This window comes from Alphaproteobacteria bacterium, assembly GCA_030680745.1.
Classification (GTDB): Bacteria; Pseudomonadota; Alphaproteobacteria; order JAUXUR01; family JAUXUR01; genus JAUXUR01.
Genome location: JAUXUR010000062.1, coordinates 48,166 through 68,417 on the forward strand (window position 1 = coordinate 48,166; position 20,252 = coordinate 68,417).

General features: G+C 34.0%; 13 protein-coding genes. 11 read left to right on the forward strand and 2 right to left on the reverse strand.

The genetic code is table 11. From position 1 onward, the window contains the following. Nucleotides 1–16: 16 nt before the first annotated feature. Nucleotides 17–1,525: a lysine--tRNA ligase gene (gene lysS / locus Q8L85_07300; protein ID MDP1724493.1), complete on the reverse strand. Its 1,509-nt coding sequence runs from the start codon at nucleotides 1,523–1,525 to the stop codon at nucleotides 17–19. 20 nt (nucleotides 1,526–1,545) lie between these two features. Next, a complete protein-coding gene (locus tag Q8L85_07305; GenBank protein ID MDP1724494.1) occupies nucleotides 1,546–2,823 on the reverse strand; it encodes a threonine ammonia-lyase in 1,278 nt (425 codons plus the stop codon). Nucleotides 2,824–3,104: 281 nt separating this feature from the next. Here Q8L85_07305 and Q8L85_07310 point away from each other — a divergent pair, with 281 nt between their 5' ends. The 11 genes from Q8L85_07310 to rseP all read left to right on the forward strand — a co-directional run bounded on the left by Q8L85_07310 (nucleotide 3,105) and on the right by rseP (nucleotide 20,236). Continuing rightward, entirely contained in the window at nucleotides 3,105–4,244 is a 1,140-nt protein-coding gene (locus Q8L85_07310; protein ID MDP1724495.1) for an acyl-CoA dehydrogenase family protein, read from the forward strand. Nucleotides 4,245–4,255: 11 nt separating this feature from the next. After that, nucleotides 4,256–5,323 (forward strand): enoyl-CoA hydratase/isomerase family protein, encoded by a 1,068-nt coding sequence (locus Q8L85_07315; protein ID MDP1724496.1) that lies wholly within the window; start codon nucleotides 4,256–4,258, stop codon nucleotides 5,321–5,323. A 166-nt stretch (nucleotides 5,324–5,489) separates the two neighbouring features. Then, nucleotides 5,490–5,960: a MarR family transcriptional regulator gene (locus Q8L85_07320; GenBank protein MDP1724497.1), complete on the forward strand. Its 471-nt coding sequence runs from the start codon at nucleotides 5,490–5,492 to the stop codon at nucleotides 5,958–5,960. Between the two features lie 275 nt (nucleotides 5,961–6,235). Then, nucleotides 6,236–9,631 (forward strand): hypothetical protein, encoded by a 3,396-nt coding sequence (locus tag Q8L85_07325; protein ID MDP1724498.1) that lies wholly within the window; start codon nucleotides 6,236–6,238, stop codon nucleotides 9,629–9,631. Between the two features lie 103 nt (nucleotides 9,632–9,734). Next, nucleotides 9,735–12,941: a hypothetical protein gene (locus Q8L85_07330; GenBank protein MDP1724499.1), complete on the forward strand. Its 3,207-nt coding sequence runs from the start codon at nucleotides 9,735–9,737 to the stop codon at nucleotides 12,939–12,941. 174 nt (nucleotides 12,942–13,115) lie between these two features. Then, complete coding sequence (locus Q8L85_07335) at nucleotides 13,116–14,060, forward strand: ankyrin repeat domain-containing protein (protein MDP1724500.1); 945 nt, start codon at nucleotides 13,116–13,118, stop codon at nucleotides 14,058–14,060. A gap of 106 nt (nucleotides 14,061–14,166) precedes the next feature. Next, nucleotides 14,167–17,319, forward strand: a complete 3,153-nt coding sequence (putA, locus tag Q8L85_07340) for a bifunctional proline dehydrogenase/L-glutamate gamma-semialdehyde dehydrogenase PutA (GenBank protein ID MDP1724501.1) — start codon at nucleotides 14,167–14,169, stop codon at nucleotides 17,317–17,319. A gap of 3 nt (nucleotides 17,320–17,322) precedes the next feature. Further along, nucleotides 17,323–18,255, forward strand: a complete 933-nt coding sequence (locus tag Q8L85_07345; protein ID MDP1724502.1) for a phosphodiester glycosidase family protein — start codon at nucleotides 17,323–17,325, stop codon at nucleotides 18,253–18,255. Between the two features lie 96 nt (nucleotides 18,256–18,351). Beyond that, entirely contained in the window at nucleotides 18,352–18,606 is a 255-nt protein-coding gene (locus tag Q8L85_07350; GenBank protein ID MDP1724503.1) for a type II toxin-antitoxin system prevent-host-death family antitoxin, read from the forward strand. Next, nucleotides 18,607–18,861, forward strand: a complete 255-nt coding sequence (locus tag Q8L85_07355) for a Txe/YoeB family addiction module toxin (GenBank protein ID MDP1724504.1) — start codon at nucleotides 18,607–18,609, stop codon at nucleotides 18,859–18,861. A gap of 250 nt (nucleotides 18,862–19,111) precedes the next feature. Further along, a complete protein-coding gene (gene rseP / locus Q8L85_07360; GenBank protein MDP1724505.1) occupies nucleotides 19,112–20,236 on the forward strand; it encodes an RIP metalloprotease RseP in 1,125 nt (374 codons plus the stop codon). Nucleotides 20,237–20,252 lie beyond the last annotated feature (16 nt).

The following is a 20,252-nucleotide window of genomic DNA, read 5'->3' on the forward strand; positions in this document are numbered from 1 at the left end:
ACTCCGCAGTCTTTATCTAGTCAGTTTTGGGTCTTAATGTTGGAAAAGCAATAACATCTCGAATCGTCAAGGATCCTGTTAACAACATGATTAAACGATCAATACCAATGCCAAGCCCACCTGTTGGTGGCATACCATATTCTAGTGAGGTCACAAAATCTTCATCCATAGGATGCGCTTCGACGTCACCTGCCCCGCGCTCACTCATTTGCTGCTCGAAACGACCACGTTGATCGATCGGATCAATAAGTTCCGAAAAAGCATTGGCTAATTCCCAACCATTCACAAAACTTTCAAAACGTTCTGTCAATCTAGGATTATCGCGATCTTCACGCGCTAAAGGTGAAATTTCACGTGGAAAATGTGTTACATGCGTTGGCTGAATAAGTTTTGTTTCTACTTTTTCACCAAAAACTGCTTCAACAATTTTACCCCAATTCGCACCCTTGGGCACTTCAACGCCTAACTTATGGGCTTCTTGATAGGCTTGCGCGTTATCTAATTCACCAAAATGGACATTTGTCACATCATGAATCAAATCAAGCATTGATCGTCTGGCCCAAGGCCCTTTAAAGGATATTTGTTTGCCATCATATTCAAAATCCAAGGTCCCGAAGACCGTTTCAGCAACATAGGATATAATATTTTCAGTTAAATCCATCATATCAGTGAAATCAGCATAAGCTTGATAAATTTCAATCGATGTAAATTCAGGATTATGCTTAAAAGAAATACCTTCATTTCTAAAGCAACGATTTAATTCAAATACTTTTTCTGAAAGGCCACCCACAATCAATCTTTTTAAGTAAAGTTCTGGTGCGACCCTTAAATAAAGCTTCATATTCAACGTATTATGATGCGTCGCAAAAGGAAGTGCTGCAGCACCACCAAAAATTGAATGAAGCATCGGTGTTTCGACTTCTAAAAAGTCTAGACCGTTCAAATATTGTCTGATGGACGCAATAATTTTACTGCGATTACGTAAAGTCACGCGTGTTGATTCGTTCATAATCAAATCAAGATAACGTTGGCGATAACGCACTTCTTTATCTGTTAGACCATGATATTTTTCAGGGAGTGGCAAAAGTGATTTTGATAACAAATCTACTTTTTCAGCATTAATCGTTAATTCACCACGAGGCGTTCTTCGTATATAACCATAAACCCCGATAATATCGCCCAAATCAAAAAGCGATATGACTTTTAATTGTTGTTCATCGAGTCTATTTTTATGACAAAAAACTTGAATTCGGCCTGTTACATCTTGCAAATCAATAAACATACCCGAATTACGATACGCCATAATGCGACCAGCAACGATGACTTTATCATTCGTTTCTTCGCCCATTGCCAATTCGGCATATTTTTCTTGTAAGGGTAAAGCATCATGCGTTTTTTCAAATTTATAAGGATAAGGATTAACACCCATTCCCCTTAATTCTTCCATCTTTTTAATACGCACATCGCGATAAAGATTGTCGGATTCTACAATTTCTAAAGGTATATTTAATTCTTGTTCTGTCATTTCTTTTTCATTCATCTGATTTACGATACAAGTTTTACTGTTTTATAATCATCATAATATTCGCTCAATAGCTTTATAGAATCTGTGGCTTTTGTCTCAAAACCTTCATCATTAAGCGATTGAATAAGGATCTGCATTTGTTGCATACTTTCAAACTCAATCATGAATTGCATATCTACCCGTTTAACAGGCGAGTCATAAAAAACACGCTGGTGAAATATGTCAATAACATTACCACCTTTTTGGCTAATAATGCTAGCTACTTTTGCAAGCGTCCCAGGCGCATCGCTTCCACATACATTAATACGCGCGAGCCGCCCAGCCTTCATAAGGCCACGCATCAAAATAGAGGATAAAACACGTAAATCGATATTACCACCACTAATAACCAAACCGATTTTACGATCCTGAAACAGATGCTTATATTGTAAAGCTGCAGCCAAAGGCACCGCCCCTGCCCCTTCAACAATGAATTTTTGTTTTTCACTTAGCATGAACACACCAAGTTCAATAAAATGTTCGTCAACGACTAGAACTTCATCCACATATTTTTGGATCAACTCAAATGTAAATTCACCCGTTTTTTTAACTGCAATACCATCTGCCAATGTTTCACGACGCTTTGTATCCGAAAAATGGGTAACGATTCCACCCTGCAATCTTTCATGAAGCTGTGGATAAGCATCCGATACAACACCAATAATTTTAATCTTAGGATTCAAAGCCTTAACAGCAGTTGCAATCCCACTGATAAGACCACCCCCACCAATAGGTACAATCAAATAATCTAAATCAGGCTTGTCTTGAAATATTTCAAGACCAATTGTTCCCTGCCCTGCAATAATTGACTCATCATCAAAAGGATGAATAAAAACTTTCTTTTCGTTTTTTGCAATTTCTTTAGCAATGATTATAGATTCATCCAGAATTTGACCAGACAGAATCACCTGTGGTCCATAAGAACGGCATCTTGAAATTTTATTCAAAGGCGTTGTTTCTGGCATCACAACACTCGCAGGAATATTCATACGTAATGCATGATAGGCCAATGCTTGTGAATGATTCCCGGCAGACGCACAAACAACACCTTGTGCACGTTGTGCAGGCGTTAATTCTGCTAATTTGTTAACAACGCCCCTTTCCTTAAAAGACCCGGTATATTGCAAATTTTCTAGCTTTAGAACAACTTCCTTAACACCCAAAACACTTGCAAGCTGCGGTGAAAAAACAAGAGGCGTCCTAAAAATATCATTTTCAATAATCTGTGCTGCGTTTTTTATATGCTTAAGGGTGATCATAATCTACCTATCTATCATAAGAAGAACATATAGAATTCACTAGAGTGTATAATTTTTGGTCTAAAAATGATAGGGGGAAGAACGGATATGTATTTTTTTATAAACAATAAGCTTCCATTCCTAATAGCTCGAAATTCTAGAAAATATTCAACAAACGTGACTGTTAAATCTCACCTCATATAAATGAATAGATTTTTTCATTTAAGACTTCCATTCATTTAAATTTTATTTAGAATAATAAAGTTACATTCTATCTAACACCCAAAAAAAATGTGGAATTGATGGACTTTATTTTATCTGACGCCCAAAACGCCCTTAAAGATCTTGCGCAAGATTTTGCTGACAATGAATTAAAACCATATGCTGCGCATTGGGATGAAACAAAAACATTTCCTGTTGAAACATTTAAAAAAGCAGCATCTTTAGGGTTTGCTGGTATCTATGTCAAAGAAGATGTTGGTGGTTCGGGTCTAGGTCGCATAGAAGCCGCTTTATTATTTGAATCCTTATCCTCCGCCTGCGTTTCAAGTGCCGCCTATCTTTCAATCCATAATATGGTTGCAGGATTAATCGATCAATTTGGCACAGAAGAACAACGCAATCGATTCTTGCCCAAATTGATGAATATGGAGCATTTCTCCAGTTATTGTTTGACTGAACCTAACGCTGGATCAGATGCGGCCTCCCTTCAAACAAAAGCGATCTTAAAAGGCGATCATTATATCGTTAATGGTAGCAAGGCTTTTATTTCAGGGGCTGGCATTAGCGATTTATATCTTGTCATGGTCCGCAGCAATGGACCTGGTGCCAAAGGTATTTCCTGCCTTCTTGTCGACAAAAACACCCCTGGCCTTACTTTTGGGAAACCCGAAAAAAAAATGGGCTGGAACAGTCAACCAACGGCGATTGTACAGTTTAATGAGTGTAAAATTCCCATTGAAAATAGATTAGGCCAAGAAAGTGAAGGTTTCAAAATTGCCATGAAAGCCCTTGATGGTGGCCGCATTAATATTGCAGCATGCTCTCTTGGTGGTGCCAATGCATGCCTTGCTGCCGCCAAAGATTATATTCAATCGCGATCACAATTTGGTCATAAACTTTCTGATTTTCAAGCACTTCAATTCAAACTTGCTGATATGGCAACGGAATTATCAGCGGCACAATTAATGGTTTATCGCGCTGCAAGTTCTCTTGATAATCATCATCCCGATACAACGCTTCATTGCGCCATGGCCAAACGTTTTGCAACTGATATCGGTTTTGATGTCGTCAATCAAGCACTTCAATTACATGGCGGTTATGGCTATTTAAAAGACTACCCTATCGAACGATTCTTCAGGGATTTACGCGTACACCAAATTCTTGAAGGTACCAATGAAATCATGCGCGTTATCATAGCTAAAAAACTATTGGAAAATTAAAGGAATCCAAAATGAGTCATCACGACGAAATCATTATCCAAGAACGTAATAATCTCGGCATCTTAACACTGAACAGACCAAAGGCTTTAAATGCCTTAAATTATGCAATGATTAAAACGATGACCAAACAATTAAAAGTATGGGCTGATGATAACAGTATTAAAGCGGTTTTAGTAAAAGGCGCAGGCGATAAAGCTTTTTGTGCAGGTGGCGATGTGCGTGCAATGTATCATGCAAAACAACAAGGTGAGCACGATTTTTTAATACAATTTTACGAAGATGAATATAACCTCAATTATTTAATTAACACTTTTCCAAAGCCATATATTTCGTTTTTAAATGGTATCACCATGGGTGGAGGTGCCGGCGTTTCAATTAATGGAAAATATCGTTTAGCCACTGAAAAACTCATTTTCGCCATGCCCGAAACAAATATTGGTTTTTTCCCTGATGTTGGCGGCACGCATTTCTTATCCCGTTGTCCGGACGCAATGGGCTTATATTTAGGCCTCACTGGCGATAAAATTGACGCCAAAGATTCTTACGCTTTAGGGCTCGTTACACATTATACATCCTCCTCCTCCCTGCCCGCACTTGAAGAAACATTAATCGAAGCCCAATGGGGTGACGATTCTTTTCAACAAATGGATAATATATTAACAGAAATACATCAAGACCCAGGCACGCATCCCCTTAAAAACAAAGAAAAAATCATAGAGCATTGTTTTGGTCAAAAAGATATCAACAGTATCATCACCACATTAAAAGCAACTGACGATTCATGGGCAAAAAATTGTGCTGATCAATTATTGCAAAAATCGCCCACCAGCTTGAAGGTAACGCATAAACAAATCTTACTTGGCAAAAACCTAGACCTTAAAAAAGGCCTTGAGATGGAATATCGTTTAAGTCAATCCTTCATGAATGAAAATGAGTTTTTCGAAGGTGTTCGCGCCCTTTTAATTGACAAAGATCAAAAACCTATTTGGCAACCCTCAAAACTTGAGGATATTTCAGCTCAACAGGTTGATACTTATTTTAATCCTAAAGATGCGAAAGAACTAAAATTTGAGGAATAACAATAGACTTCTTCCGAAACTCGCTGATGTGAGGCGAGTAATAGGAAGTTTGGCACGGAAGACCACAATGTATCCTTATATACATGAGGATATGAGTACCAAAATGACGCATTAATTGACCACAACAGTAGAGTTTCGAAAAAGTCTAATCTATTCAAGGCGTGTCGTGAAAGCTAGTTATTTAGAATCTATTAAATTAATAGAACAACTTCATAGACAATTTCTGGAAGTAATTAAAGCTGAACTCGATAAACGCGCCGTTGAAGACATTAATGCTGTCCAAAGCTTGATTCTTTTTAATATCGTCGAAGACGAAGTCACAATGAGTGAGCTTACATCGCATGGCTATTATTTAGGGTCAAATGTTTCATATAACGCCCAAAAACTTCATCAATCAGGATATATTGATTTTCATCGATCCCGCCAAGACAAAAGGTCAATCAAAGTCACCCTCACTTACAAAGGGCATCAATTCAAAAAAATAATGGATGGCTTTATAGATACCCACATCAAAAAACTACAACAATTTGGATTAACACCCGAAGATATAAATCATACAAATATGGGACTTAAAAAACTAGAATCCTTTTGGAATGATCTTTTGCGTTACAGCCAAACTATTTCAAAATGCGGGTAAACGCGAGAGAAAAAAACATTTATTTTGAGTTTATTACGATTGGTAATTCAATAAAAGCAAGCGCTCTCGATCCAGAAACATCCAATGAAGTTTCTATTATCGCACCGATTTATGTCTCAAAAGAATATATTAAAACTATTTTAATCAAAAAATTACTCAACCATAAGAAAAGACTTTAATATTATTCTAAACAACATATTTATTTAAAAATTAATTGCATCTTATATAGTACATGTGGTAAAAAGATCTCTATTATTCAATTCCTGGAGATTATTTTGAAAAAAACATTGATTTACTCATTTATCTTATCAACTTTCTTTGCAATGGGATCATTATACGCCATTAAAAACGAAGAAAATTCAACCAATTCAATCAAAGATGAAGAAGAAAATGGTGAAGATCAAAATATAATAGACCATCTAGTTCCAAACACTAACCAAAACAATGCTATAAATCCAAAAAAAAGGAAACGTGAAGAAAAAAAAGAAAACAAAAAACTGTTAAAAAAAAGAAAATTGTCACGATTAGAAATGGAACAAGAACTGAATTATCCAGAACCAATCACTTGGGAAGAATTATTAAAATCACTCGAAAAAAAAACTTCAACTTATGTAAATTTTATCAAAAATGAAATCACTGATGAAAAAGAAAAAGAAGATTTTCTTAATGCTTTTAAAAAAATATACAAAAAAAATACAACACTTTTACAAAATTCAAAAACAGCAATAATATTAGCAAAATATTTTAAAAAGAAATATCGAACAAATATTGACAATAATATGATTTTAATTGATATTTTTCATAAAATTACATCCAAATCAAAAGAAATAACCTTTAGCATGCCAGATGTCCTTAATAAATTTATAAAGGCAAGCGTAACAAAAGAAAAAATTAATTTTATAAAAAAAACAATTGATAGACTTGAAAAAGAAAACAAGTGCCCAACTTTGCTTTTTAGCGTTTTTAACTACATTTTGGACAATAAAAATATATCAGATGAAAATGTACAAACATATGTTAATGATTACGAAAAAACAAATTCAACAATAAAAAATAATAAAAAAAACATCATGTTAATAAATCAAAATAGCAAAGATGAAATCTCTTTTTTAGAATTTTTTAACAATTCAATAAATGACGAAAATAAAAAATATTTTTTGTTATTATCAACAAAAAATCAACAAATAATAAAATCAACTTTAAAAAATATAAGCAACGATAAAAAAAACTTTCTTTTAGCAAACATAAAAAAATTTCATAAAAATTTTCCATATATATTTAAAACAAACTATAAAAAAAATAATTATCGTTCTCGACAACACCCTATTGATTCAATGTGTCGTCATTTCAACATAAACTCTTTCCTCTCAATGAGCGATGACCAACTAAAAAATTTTTCGAATGAATATGTTAATATATTTAAAGAAAAATTGGGCAAAAAATGGAAAGAAGCAATCTGCTTATGCGCAGATCTTTCTTTTGATCAAATAAGTTTATTTTGTAATCTTCTTTCAGCAATAGAAAATCCTTCAAGCATTATACAAAATAATTTAATCCATTTTGCAAGCAATATTATCGGCATAGAACCGCCATCATCTAGTGTAAAAAAACAATTCAAGGATGTTTTTCCGGATATTTCGGAAAAAACACTCAACAATATTCAAATAGTAATTTTATACAATGCTACTTTTACTTGTTTAGAAAACAAAAATTATCCAGATAATTTTAAAGAAATTAAACGATTTTTATGTTCAATATTTAACTTTTTAAATGAAGACAATATAGAAAAAACACATGAATACGAAATGATTGATACAATCTATTCCATTATTCTTGAATTTGTAAATAATTCAAAAATTAAAAATTCTAAAATTCGCTTATATCTTACTCATATCATAATAGAAATAGAAAGATTTAATTTAATAATGGGCAATTCTCAATCACTAAAAACGTTTTACGTATTATTAAAAAGTAAAATAAACACTCTTTTTTCATCTTTTCAAAAAACAGACGACCAAAACAATCTTTCAACAGAAATTAAGATAAATACAAATATTAAAATACTAGACAATATTAATAATTCTATTCATACAATACATAATTTTTTTTATAAATATAACAATATGATAAACTTAGAAGATAATTTACAAAAAATTTTTAAAGGTTTTTTACCCAATATACCCGAACACATTATTCTTAAGATTCCAAGCCAAGTTTTTCTCTATATGAGAATAAATGACGAAAATATAAGAGCCAGCCTTGATAGTATATTTAGAACATTAAACACACTTTTTAGAAATCCCAATCAACCAAATTTAACTGAAGCTGAACGCATAGAAATCAAAACAATTCTTAAATACTTTACAGATTATATAAAGCAATATTACGACCAACTTGATGAAATGAAGTTTTGCGAAGAGTGCCTTGAAAAGGGAATACAGGCAAAGGATGATCAAATTTATACTCAACTTCAAGAAATAAGATCATCATTAAATAGAATCTATGCACGCTTACGTGGCACCCACATAAATTACGAAGAGCGTCAATCAGTTCACTCTGACGCATCGCATAAAGCAGCTGACGACATGATTCAAGATTTATGGAAAAAGCTTCCATTAGATAATTATAAATATAATGCCAACAAATTTTTACCTTATTGCAACGAAGATGGAACAACAAACGAACAAAAAACTAAAACATTAAATGATATAGGTATAGAACTTATTTTAAAATCTGTTATTCTAGACATTGATTTGGATAAACATCTTTTTTTCCTTCATGAAATATTAAACACGCCAAAAGATATTTTAAATTATATAATAAACTATGACGAAAATAATTCTGATCACGAAAATGCAATATTGTTAAATTCATCCTACGATGAGTATAAAATGAGTGAAGTATTCCATGCTTATTTTACCGATTATAAATATAAATTTGATAACAATCCTGAAATTAGCGAACATGATAAAAACATATCTTTTCGAGAATTATTCAACAAAGCCTGCATTCACCTACAAAAAGAATGTAGATTTCATGAATATGGCCCTGTTTTCTCTATAGAAGAAATTCGTGAATATGAAAATGCTTTCTTACGTTACAGAGCCAAAAAATTACTACTTTCAATAGCTCAAAATGCTGCTCGAAAAATAAACGAATTTTCACAGCCTAAAAGAGGTCAATATTCACAAGGATTATTTGCTCTCTTACTCAGGGTCATCTTAAACATTCATGCAACGACACCCAACAAAAACGATTTAAAAGACAAATTTCTAACATTACGGAACAATTTAGCTTATGCAAGCCTTGAATATAGCCTTGACCTATCAGCGTGCACGTTCGGACAAACATACAACATTATTGAACAATTTTTAAATATGATACACGTTAACGATGTTATCTCAATCAATGCATCCAATTTCAATCAAATTTTCATTGCATTGGCACAACCAGAAGTAGAACGCATTAATGCGTCTACTGGTACAGTTGAAGATAAATTAGACCAACTTAAAGCAAATATTATTCTTTCCTTATCCGATCCTAGTAAATATGCGCAGGATTTTTGGCACAACATAAATGATCCTTTGAAACAAATAGATGAATTTGTTGATGGTCTTCGCGAACACTTTGAAGATGATGATCAAATCATCATAGAGGAGGAAAATCAATAATAATGTAAATAAATGCGCTTTCAAATTTTTGATGAGCGCATCATTATTAATACGCATTTAAATAAACAACACCTTAATATTATTCAACACACAGGAAATCATTATGAAAGTAAAATTAAACGCCTTATTCATTCTATCAACTATCCTTTTAATGGGACCTTTATATGCCACTAAAAATGGAGAAGACAATAATTTAGGCAAAAGGGGAAATCCAGAAGAACAAGAGGATGGAAACATCATAAAAAAAAGAAAATTAACAAAACTTGAAACTGAGCAACAAAGCAACTACCCAGAAACACTTAGCTGGGAAGATTTAATTAAAGCACTTCCAAACAGAAATTCAGTATATTTAGATTTTATTAGAAATGAAATAAAAGATGATGTTGAAAAAACAGATTTTCTTAATGCTTTTAAAAAACTTTATTGCAAAAATATAACTCTTAGTCAAAACAGCAATCTATTAGTCTCATTAGCAAAATATTTCAAAAATTTATATCGCAAAAATATCGACAACGATATGAACTTAATTGATATTATATTTAAATCATTTTCACCCACACACAAAGGAAACAAAAACACTATTACAAGCATGACTAAAATTCTAACAAAAGATTTAAAAAAAGATAAGATCGCTTTAATTAACACCATCATTGATCAATTAATACAAGAAGGTAAATCAAACGATTTTATATCGACGGTACTTTCATATGCAATCAATTTAAATAAAAAAAAATTCACAGAAGAAAGAATTCGTCAATATATTAATGAGTACAATCAGATCTATTCTCATCAAGAAAACAACATAATTATCAATAACACATTACTGCAATCAGAGATTATTTTTTCAACATCATATAAAAATCTTACTGAAAATAATAAAATGTTTTTTCAAAATTTACCCTCTGATTTAAAAAATTCTCTTAAAAAAGCATTACACATAAACAAAGATAAAGACGAAAATATTTTTTTAGAAGAATTCAACGCATTTTATACAAAATGTCCACAACTATTCGAACTTAATGATGAATATAATATCGCTTATTTTAAAAAATCAAGTTTTTATGGCATGGCTGATCATGAACTTAACCAAATTTCAACACATTACATCCCCTTATTTAAAGAAAAATTTGGTGATTCTTGGCAAAAAACACTCATATTATGCAAGCAATTATCCTTTGTAAAAATAAAATTTCTCTGTAAAATTCTTTCATCCATAGAAAATCCCAGTAAGAATACACAAGAAAGATTCCGTGCATTCATGAATCAATGCATAGATATTGATACACTTGAAAACCAGTTTAATCTATTCATAGATTCATTAGAAATAAACAATAACAACATCATAGATTTAGATGAAATAGAACAATTTTCATTTATTAGTAACATTAAAAACAATTTTTCAAACTTAACCAACGAAGATATTTGTACGATCCCATTGCAAATATTATACAATATTAATCCAATCACGTTAAATTCAAGTCCAGTAACTTATAGAGATTTTTTAAAAAAAGAAGGAACCTTATTAAACAACGTTTTTCATCTATTTGACAAAAAGACTAATTTACAATGCGTTCACAAAGCATTAGAAAACATATCTTCATTGTTACTTACATTAATGGATCGTGCTAAAAACAAAAATGAGTCCAACGAAGCCATTAAAGCATTAGAAAATTTAAGACATTTACACCGTAAAATACAAGCCATACATTCTATCAATGCCTTACAAGATAATCATCTCAAAAACTTGCTTAGAAACTATTTTCCAAATCACTCAGATACATTCATCGAAAACATTCCTAAACTCATTTTTTACCACATCACAAATGCACATATTGATATCGGCGTTTTATTATCAGATATATTTCATAAGCAATTAACATTTATTGCACATCCTGATAGATATCAAAATTTAAATGAAATTGAACGTAACAAACTAAATGATATTTTTCATTATTTTTCACCCTGCCTTGAAACTGAGCCAGATCTATTAAGATCTTCTCAACGCATAAAAATGGGTAACAATGATATTTATTATGAGCTTATAGACATAAGACGCAGCTTAAATCAAATTATTGCACGACTCAATGGAGTGGACATAAACTATAATGATCGACAATCCCTTCATACTAAAGAAACTCATAAAGTAGTCGACGATATGATTCAAGAAATTTATAAAAAATTTCCTTTAAATGAATACAAAATTAATCTTGATAGAGCTAAAAGATTTTATAATCCAGACGGAACACTAAATAAAGATAAAACAGATATTGCTATTAACTTCAAAATAGACTTTGTTTTCGATTTATTTATTCCTGAATCTGATATCAAAAAATTTGAGCACTTTCTTTTTAAAACCCTAGAAATACCCACGTCAGATATGGCAAATTTTGATGATCTGTTAGATCAATTTTCAAATAATCTGGACGTCCTTATAGATAGATTAAATTCTTGTCCAAAAGAAATTAAATTACATGATGAGTTTGCTTCTTTTTTAGAGCATTATTTTGACGAACTTAAAAATAATCCTGAAATGACACCTGAAGAAAAAGATATATCTTTCAGAGAAATATTTAACAAAGCATGCGTTCATTTACATGAAACCAAAAGATTTTCTGAAAACAATCCTATTCTTTCATCCGCAGAGATTACAGAATATATAGATTCTTTTTTGTGTTATCACGCAAAACAACTAATATTAAAAATTATACGATCTGTATCCAAACCTAATGAAGAGTTTTTACAACCCCAAAAAGGTGTTTATACTCAAGGTTTATTTGCTCTTTTACTCAGAACAATTTTAAATATTCACGCAACAACGCCAAACGAAAATGATTTAGAAGATAAGTTTCTAACCTTAAGAAACAATTTAGCCTATTCAAATTTTGAATACGTAGATGTTTTTGCCGGCAAACAAGATGATAACGGCAATATAATAAGCTTCAAAAGAGCCCTCGAAGGTGGGCAAGCATGTGAATATGGCAGATCCTATAACATGCTTGAACAATTTCTTAATGTGTTAAATATTGATGAAACAACTAAAGTAGATATCACTAATTTCTTACAGATTGTTCTAGAATTAGCACAACAAGAGGTAGAACATGCAAACATGCAAACCAACCTAAATACAAATCAGCGACGCGATCTTATTAAAGATAACATTATTCTTAAATTAAGAAATGCAGCCCAATATACGCAAGATTTTTGGACAATTATCGATAATCCATTAGAAAAAATAGATGATTTTGTGGAGGGACTTCGTGAACATTATGAAAATGATGATGACGAAATAATAATAGAGGAAGAAAAATAAACACAATTTGATTTAGGATTACATCTACCTACGTGTCGTATAAAAATTGCGTCACGTAGGTGATCTAGTAAATCCCCAACACGCCTACTATTTATAAAAAATAGTTTGAAAAATATTCAAATTTATTTTACAAAAGGAACAATAAAATAATAAAACACCACCAGGGATTCTTAAATGAAAAAAATAATATTTTTTATTTCTACGATTATTTTTTCTTCAAATTTTTCTATGTCGCATTTACCTGGCGAGCAATCTAACGATACAGATCCAAATTCCAATCAAGAAATTATTGATATTCAATCAACTGATTCAAATAGCGATGATTCTTATGAGTGCGAAAGCGATGATCCAGATGATCCTAATGATCCTGATTACGAATTCAAATCCTTTGTTAAAAGCATAAAACAAATTGAATTCCTATCACAAGATACAAAAAAATCCTTATTATGCTTTAAAATTGGACAAGGAGAAAAAGATCAACTCGCTTATTTAACAAAAGAACTTGGCATAAGCATTAATACAGTTGATGACGATGGTAATTCCTGCCTTCATACTTTCGCAACCTGTCTAATAGGCTGCAAAGATTTAAGAATAATTGAACAAACACTAGCACTTAATATTGATCCTAATATACAAAATAAAAAAGGTAATACAGCAATTTTACACTATTTTTCTGATAAAGAATTTAAACCAAGCAAGCAGGAAATAGAATTATTCTCTTTACTTATAAAAAACAAAGCAGATCTACATTTAAAAAACAAAAAAGGAGACGATGCATTCACTATTTTGTTTTCAAAAAAACACTATTTTAGTGATGATCGCATAAATTTAATTAACTATTTGCTTAATCATGGATTTTTCATTAATGAAAGAAATGGAAAAGGCAAGACTCTTTTGCATAAATTGTGCAAAAACTCTTGTAATTACAATAAATACTTTGAATTCATCAAAATGCTTGTTGACGAAAAAAACGCAGATGTTAACGCAATAGACGGCAATGGAAAAACACCACTTTATTATACTTACGATAAAGATATTGCTAGATACCTCATCAGCAAAGGTGCTGATGCAGATTCTCTTAATCGAAACGGTCAAAAGTGGAGCGACATTCTTAACTAAATTCCATAAAACCATCACAAACGCCTACCCCCTTTATAAACTCTTCTGCCCTTTGCTGTCTTATGTTATAGTCTCTATACTCATATAAACAAATTACGAGATTTCGATGTTCCTCAAAGAAGCTGATCTACCTTTATCCCCTTATTTCAATGAATTCGCGCGTCTCTATCGCATCGACGAATCAGATATTGTTGAAGAGCTTCTTCGAAAAACCACCCAAACACCCGAACAGCATCAAAACACACAAAAACGTGCTGCACATTTTGTCGAAGCTGCACGCAAAGCACGTGAAGGCAAATCAGGCATCGATGCTTTTTTATCCGAATATTCTCTATCAAGCCAAGAAGGCGCTGTTTTAATGTGTCTTGCCGAATCATTGCTTCGAATTCCTGATACTGACACCGCTGAAAAACTTATTCGCGACAAATTATCCACTGCCAATTGGGATTTGCATCGAGGTAAAAGCGATTCAACTTTTGTGAATTTTTCGACATGGGCCCTCATGTTTTCAGGCAAGGTGCTTAATCTCACCGAAAATGTAAACGCCAATCCTTGGTCAATTTTTAAAAAACTTATCGGTAAAACAGGCGAACCTGTTATCAGAACCGCTTTATATCGTGGCGTACGCATTATGGGCAAACAATTTGTCATGGGCGAAACAATTGAATCTGCTGTTAAACGCGCACAACCGAACGAAAAAATTGGCTATCGTTATTCCTACGATATGTTGGGCGAATCCGCCAAAACGATGAAAGATGCTGAACGTTACTTTAATTCTTACACAATGGCGATTGAAGCAATCCAAAAAGCATCAGCGGGCAAAGGTATTTTTGAAGGCCCTGGTCTTTCTGTTAAATTATCAGCACTCCACCCGCGTTATGAATTCGCACAACGCGATAGGTCTTTAAAAGAAATTTTTCCAAAATTGCTTCAACTTGCGCAAAATGCAAAAGCAGGGAATATTGGCCTTACGATTGATGCTGAAGAAGCAGATCGTCTTGAATTATCCCTTGAACTTATTAATATGGTGTCAGCCCATCCAAGCTTAAAAGATTGGGATGGATTAGGACTCGCCGTCCAAGCCTATCAAAAACGTGCAGGTGCCGTTCTTGATTATTTAAGCGAATGTGCTGAAAAACATCATCGACGTTTCATGGTGAGACTTGTTAAAGGCGCTTATTGGGATGCTGAAATTAAACGTGCGCAAGAACGTGGCTTTGAATCCTATCCTGTCTTTACACGCAAATCATCGACGGATCTTTCCTATTTTCATTGCGCTCAAAAATTATTAAGCAATAACAAATACTTTTACCCGCAATTTGCGACTCATAATGCACAAACGGCTGCATGGATTATTGAACATGCCAAAAATAATAAAAATTTCGAATTCCAACGTTTGCATGGCATGGGTGAGGAATTATACGATGAAATCGTTCCAGCTCAAAAATTAGGCATTCCTTGCCGTGTTTACGCGCCCGTGGGCGGTTATGAAGAATTATTATCCTATCTTGTGAGACGCCTGCTTGAAAATGGCGCCAACACGTCTTTCGTTAATCGCTTGGCTGATGAAACAACCCCTATTGATCAAATCATCCAAGATCCCATTGAACGCACCAAAAAGCTTATTTCTTATCCGCATCCGCATTTACCTATTCCCCATAATATTTATCCAGATCGTTCCAATTCAAAAGGATTCGATATATCTGACCCTCAAGTACTTATGGATCTTTCGACCCAAATCAAAAATATTGATTACCATTGGGAATGCAAACCTATTATTGGTGATATTGCAATCAATATAGATGAATGCCGTAAAGAAGGACGTTTTAACCCCACCAATACGCAAGAAAAAATTGGCGTTGTGTATAATGCTGGCACTGAACTTGCTGAAAAAGCAATTGATCTCGCCAATGCACATTATGAAGATTGGGATAGATTAGGCGGCCAAAAACGCTGCGACATTCTTCAAAAAGCAGCTGATCTTATTGAAGAAAATGCACCCTCTTTTATAGCTTATTGCATTAAAGAAGGTGGTAAAACACTTAATGATGCAATCGCTGAAATCAGGGAAGCTGCAGATTTTTGCAGATATTATGGTTTGCTCGCCAAAAAACATTTTGAAACACCATTGAATCTTCAAGGCGTTACTGGTGAAACAAATCATTTATCGCTTCATGGTCGTGGTGCTTTTTTATGTATTAGCCCTTGGAACTTCCCACTTGCGATTTTTGCAGGACAAATAGCAGCATCGCTCGCCTCTGGTAATGCTGTGCTTGCTAAACCTGCGCAACAAACGCCCCTTATCGCCCATCTTGCAGTCACTTTATTCCACCAAGCAGGCGTTCCCAAAGAAGTGCTTCATTTAGTGCCTGGTAAAGGCAGCGAAATCGGTCAATTCCTCATTGCACATCCAAAAATTGCAGGTGTTGCTTTCACAGGATCAACCGAAACCGCTTGGCATATTAACCAAACCCTTGCTCAAAAACGAGGGCCAATCGTTCCCTTCATCGCTGAAACAGGTGGTCAAAACGTCATGATCGTTGATTCCTCTGCCTTGCCTGAACAAGTCGTCAGCGACATGATTGCATCTTCTTTCCAAAGTGCGGGACAACGTTGCTCTGCGTTACGCGTGGCTTTTGTTCAAGACGATATTGCCGATAAAGTCATCGATATGCTTAAAGGTGCTATGGATGAATTGGATATTGGTGACACACGTCATCTTAAAACGGATATTGGTCCTGTCATTGATGCGAGCGCTCAAAAAACGCTTTTAGAACACGCCGAAAAAATGACTCAAACAGCCAAACTTATTCATAAAGCAACATTGTCACCTGATTGTGCTAAGGGCCATTTTGTAGAACCACATGCTTTTGAAATTTCACATCTTTCTGTATTAGAAAAAGAAGTTTTTGGCCCGATTTTACATATCATTCGTTTTAAAAGCGACCAATTGCCCGCAATTGTTGAATCCATCAATAAAACGGGTTATGGCTTAACGCTTGGTATTCAAACACGCATTCAAACGACCATGGATTACATCCGTGATCATGCAAAAGTTGGCAATATGTATGTCAACCGCAATATGATTGGTGCTGTTGTTGGCGTTCAACCCTTTGGCGGTGAAGGTCTTTCAGGCACAGGCCCTAAAGCTGGCGGCCCACATGCGTTATTCCGTCATGCAATTGAACGTACTTACACTGTTAATACAACAGCGATCGGCGGCAATACAAGTTTGGTAACGATGAACGAAGACGATTAGCAAATGAAAAAAAAACTAATCAAAACTTTTCTTATCTATATGCCACTCATATTGATGACAACATTCACGCATGCACATCAATATGAAAAGCGAACATTTGATAAGCATATCATTCATGTTGTTACAATTAATCCTAAAGAATATGACATTCAAATCGTTAAATCGAATGATGGGGCCATAGGACGGGAAACCGTCCCTTCAATGGCAAAACGATCTAAAGCATCCATTGCAATTAATGCTGGTTTTTTTGACATTGGTCATAACATGGATGGCAAAGCAAGCGGTACTTTAATTATTAACGGCAAAAAATATGGGCTCAAAAACCGTATACAACCCCTTTTAGTCATTAATGCTCAAAAATTATCTATAACAGAAGCAAATCCAACGCATTATCCATCAACAAACCATTCAATGGTGTCAGGCATTCCGTGCCTGATCCAGAATAATCATATAAAACAAAATCTTCATCAAAAAACAAGCGATTTTTATAAACAAAATCATGCACGTACGGCAATCGGCACAAAATCTGATGGCACAATTGTAATTATTGTCGCAGAACATCATTATCAAAAAGATTTAACCAGCATTACAATGGGCGAAATACAATCTCTCCTCAACGAAAAAGGTGCCTTCTTAACTGAAAAATATCACCATAAAAATCTTGGTGACCTTACACTTACAGAACTAAAAGAAACCATAAAAGAATTATACAAAACGACTCATGGAGTCGAAGGTTTTACTATTTTAGAACTTGCCAAATTCATGCAAGATTTGGGATGCCAAAATGCCCTAAATTTAGATGGTGGCGGCTCATCTACTTTATGGATTGACGACAAAGTTATCAATCAAACGATTGGTGATACAGATGAAGAGAATGGCGTAGAAACTGTACGCCCTGTTTCAGATGCAATCGTTTTTATAAAAAAAATAAAATAACTACAGATCTACCCAGCAAATATACAGAATTTAAAAATTTGACATTACTAAATACGTACCTATATAGTACATATATAGTAACGAAAGGATTATATTATGGACGCAACTACTTATACACAAGCGCGTAAAAATTTTGCGGCCGTCATGGATCGTGTTTGTGATGATCATGCCCCCATCATTATCACGCGACAAAACGAAAGGCCTGTTGTAATGATTTCACTTGAAGATTACAACGCTATCGAGGAAACGTTGTATCTTATTAGATCTCCTAAAAACGCTTCTAGACTTGCTAAAGCCTTGCAAGAACTTGAGGCTAACAAATTAAAAAAACATGATTTAATCGAGATCTAGATGAACCTATTATTTCTAGAAGATGCATTAGAAGATTACCAATATTGGCTTCAAACGGACAAAACGACGCTCAAAAAAATTAACCAGCTCATCAAAGAATGTATACGCACACCCTATAGTGGTGTCGGCAAACCAGAGCCATTAAAATTTGATTTATCCGGCACGTGGTCAAGAAGAATTAACCAAGAACACCGATTAATTTATAAAATAGAAGATAACAACCTTATTATTCTGCAATGTCGATATCATTACTAATCCTTAATGAAATTAATTTTATTTTCTTGACTGCTTTGCTTGAAATCAAACCATAATATTCCCATCTACACAAAAGGAACGATAAAAGCTTTCATTAAAGACAAAATTTCCTTTTTGAAAATGCGGGATTTAGTGGTAAATATCCATTACACACCAAATAAGATGTGTTAAACTATAGTCGATCGCACCTAAAAACCTTACGTTTTTATAAAAAATATGCTGTATAGCCACAAAATTAAGTAGGAACAAGATGACCATTTTAATTAACATTCTAGCCTTTGTTGTAGTATTCTCCGTCATTGTTTTTGTACATGAACTGGGTCATTTTTTGGTTGCCCGATGGAATGGGGTCAAAGTTGACGCTTTTGCCATTGGTTTTGGACCTGAATTACTAGGATACACAAGTTCAACGGGGACAAGATGGAAGTTTTGTGCAATTCCCTTAGGTGGCTATGTCAAAATGTATGGTGACGCTAATGTCGCAAGCACAGGACCTAACGCTGAATTAAGCGCAGAAGAAAAGAAAAATTGGCATTTATCGCTTCATTCAAAAAGTGCAATGCAACGCGCAGCCGTCGCAATCGCTGGCCCCATGGCCAATTTTATATTTGCCATCGTTGTTTTTTTTGCTTTATTTGAAATTTTTGGCAAACCTTCAACTGTACCTGTTATTGGCACCATAAAAACTGAAAGCGCCGCTGAAAAAGCAGGTCTTAAAGTTGGCGATCATATTCTTGAATTAAATGGTAGTAGCGTTGATTCTTTTGAAAAGTTCGCTCAAAACATTCTGATGAATCCAGAAACTGAACTTAAATTAAAACTTAAAAGAAATGATGTAGATCTTGAAATTTCTGTAACACCTGAACTTAAAGAAGTTAAAGATGTTTTTGGCAATGTTTCAAAAATTGGACAATTAGGCGTTACCCCTGGTGCTGAAAAAAAATGGACAAAACTTGGACCCATTGATGGTGCTGTGGAATCTGTTAAATATACTTGGTTTATAACGAGCACAACCCTTAAAGGGTTAGGTCAAATGATTACAGGCGCACGAAGTGCTGATGAATTGGGCGGTCCTATTCGTATTTTTCAAATGACAGGACAAATGGCCCAAGTTGGCATTGATGCACTTGTTACTTTCGCGGCTGTTCTATCCATTGGTCTTGGCCTCCTCAATTTATTTCCTATACCTGCCCTTGATGGTGGACACGTTTTATTCTGTATCGTTGAGGGTATTCGTGGCAAACCTTTAAATGAAAAAGCACAGGAATATGTAACAATTGTTGGCGTTCTAGCCATTCTAAGCTTAATGGTTTTCGCCATTTGGAATGATTTAAAACACGTCAAAGCTTTTGAGTGGATTAGTTCACTGTTTTAAAAAAGCATCTAGGCAC

Bases quoted from the DNA above. Each gene is read 5' to 3' on its own strand.
- lysS (MDP1724493.1), bottom strand. From the start codon at position 1,525: ATGACAGAACAAGAATTAAATATACCTTTAGAAATTGTAGAATCCGAC.
- Q8L85_07305 (MDP1724494.1), bottom strand. From the start codon at position 2,823: ATGATCACCCTTAAGCATATAAAAAACGCAGCACAGATTATTGAAAAT.
- Q8L85_07310 (MDP1724495.1), top strand. From the start codon at position 3,105: ATGGACTTTATTTTATCTGACGCCCAAAACGCCCTTAAAGATCTTGCG.
- Q8L85_07315 (MDP1724496.1), top strand. From the start codon at position 4,256: ATGAGTCATCACGACGAAATCATTATCCAAGAACGTAATAATCTCGGC.
- Q8L85_07330 (MDP1724499.1), top strand. From the start codon at position 9,735: ATGAAAGTAAAATTAAACGCCTTATTCATTCTATCAACTATCCTTTTA.
- Q8L85_07335 (MDP1724500.1), top strand. From the start codon at position 13,116: ATGAAAAAAATAATATTTTTTATTTCTACGATTATTTTTTCTTCAAAT.
- putA (MDP1724501.1), top strand. From the start codon at position 14,167: ATGTTCCTCAAAGAAGCTGATCTACCTTTATCCCCTTATTTCAATGAA.
- Q8L85_07345 (MDP1724502.1), top strand. From the start codon at position 17,323: ATGAAAAAAAAACTAATCAAAACTTTTCTTATCTATATGCCACTCATA.
- Q8L85_07350 (MDP1724503.1), top strand. From the start codon at position 18,352: ATGGACGCAACTACTTATACACAAGCGCGTAAAAATTTTGCGGCCGTC.
- Q8L85_07355 (MDP1724504.1), top strand. From the start codon at position 18,607: ATGAACCTATTATTTCTAGAAGATGCATTAGAAGATTACCAATATTGG.
- rseP (MDP1724505.1), top strand. From the start codon at position 19,112: ATGACCATTTTAATTAACATTCTAGCCTTTGTTGTAGTATTCTCCGTC.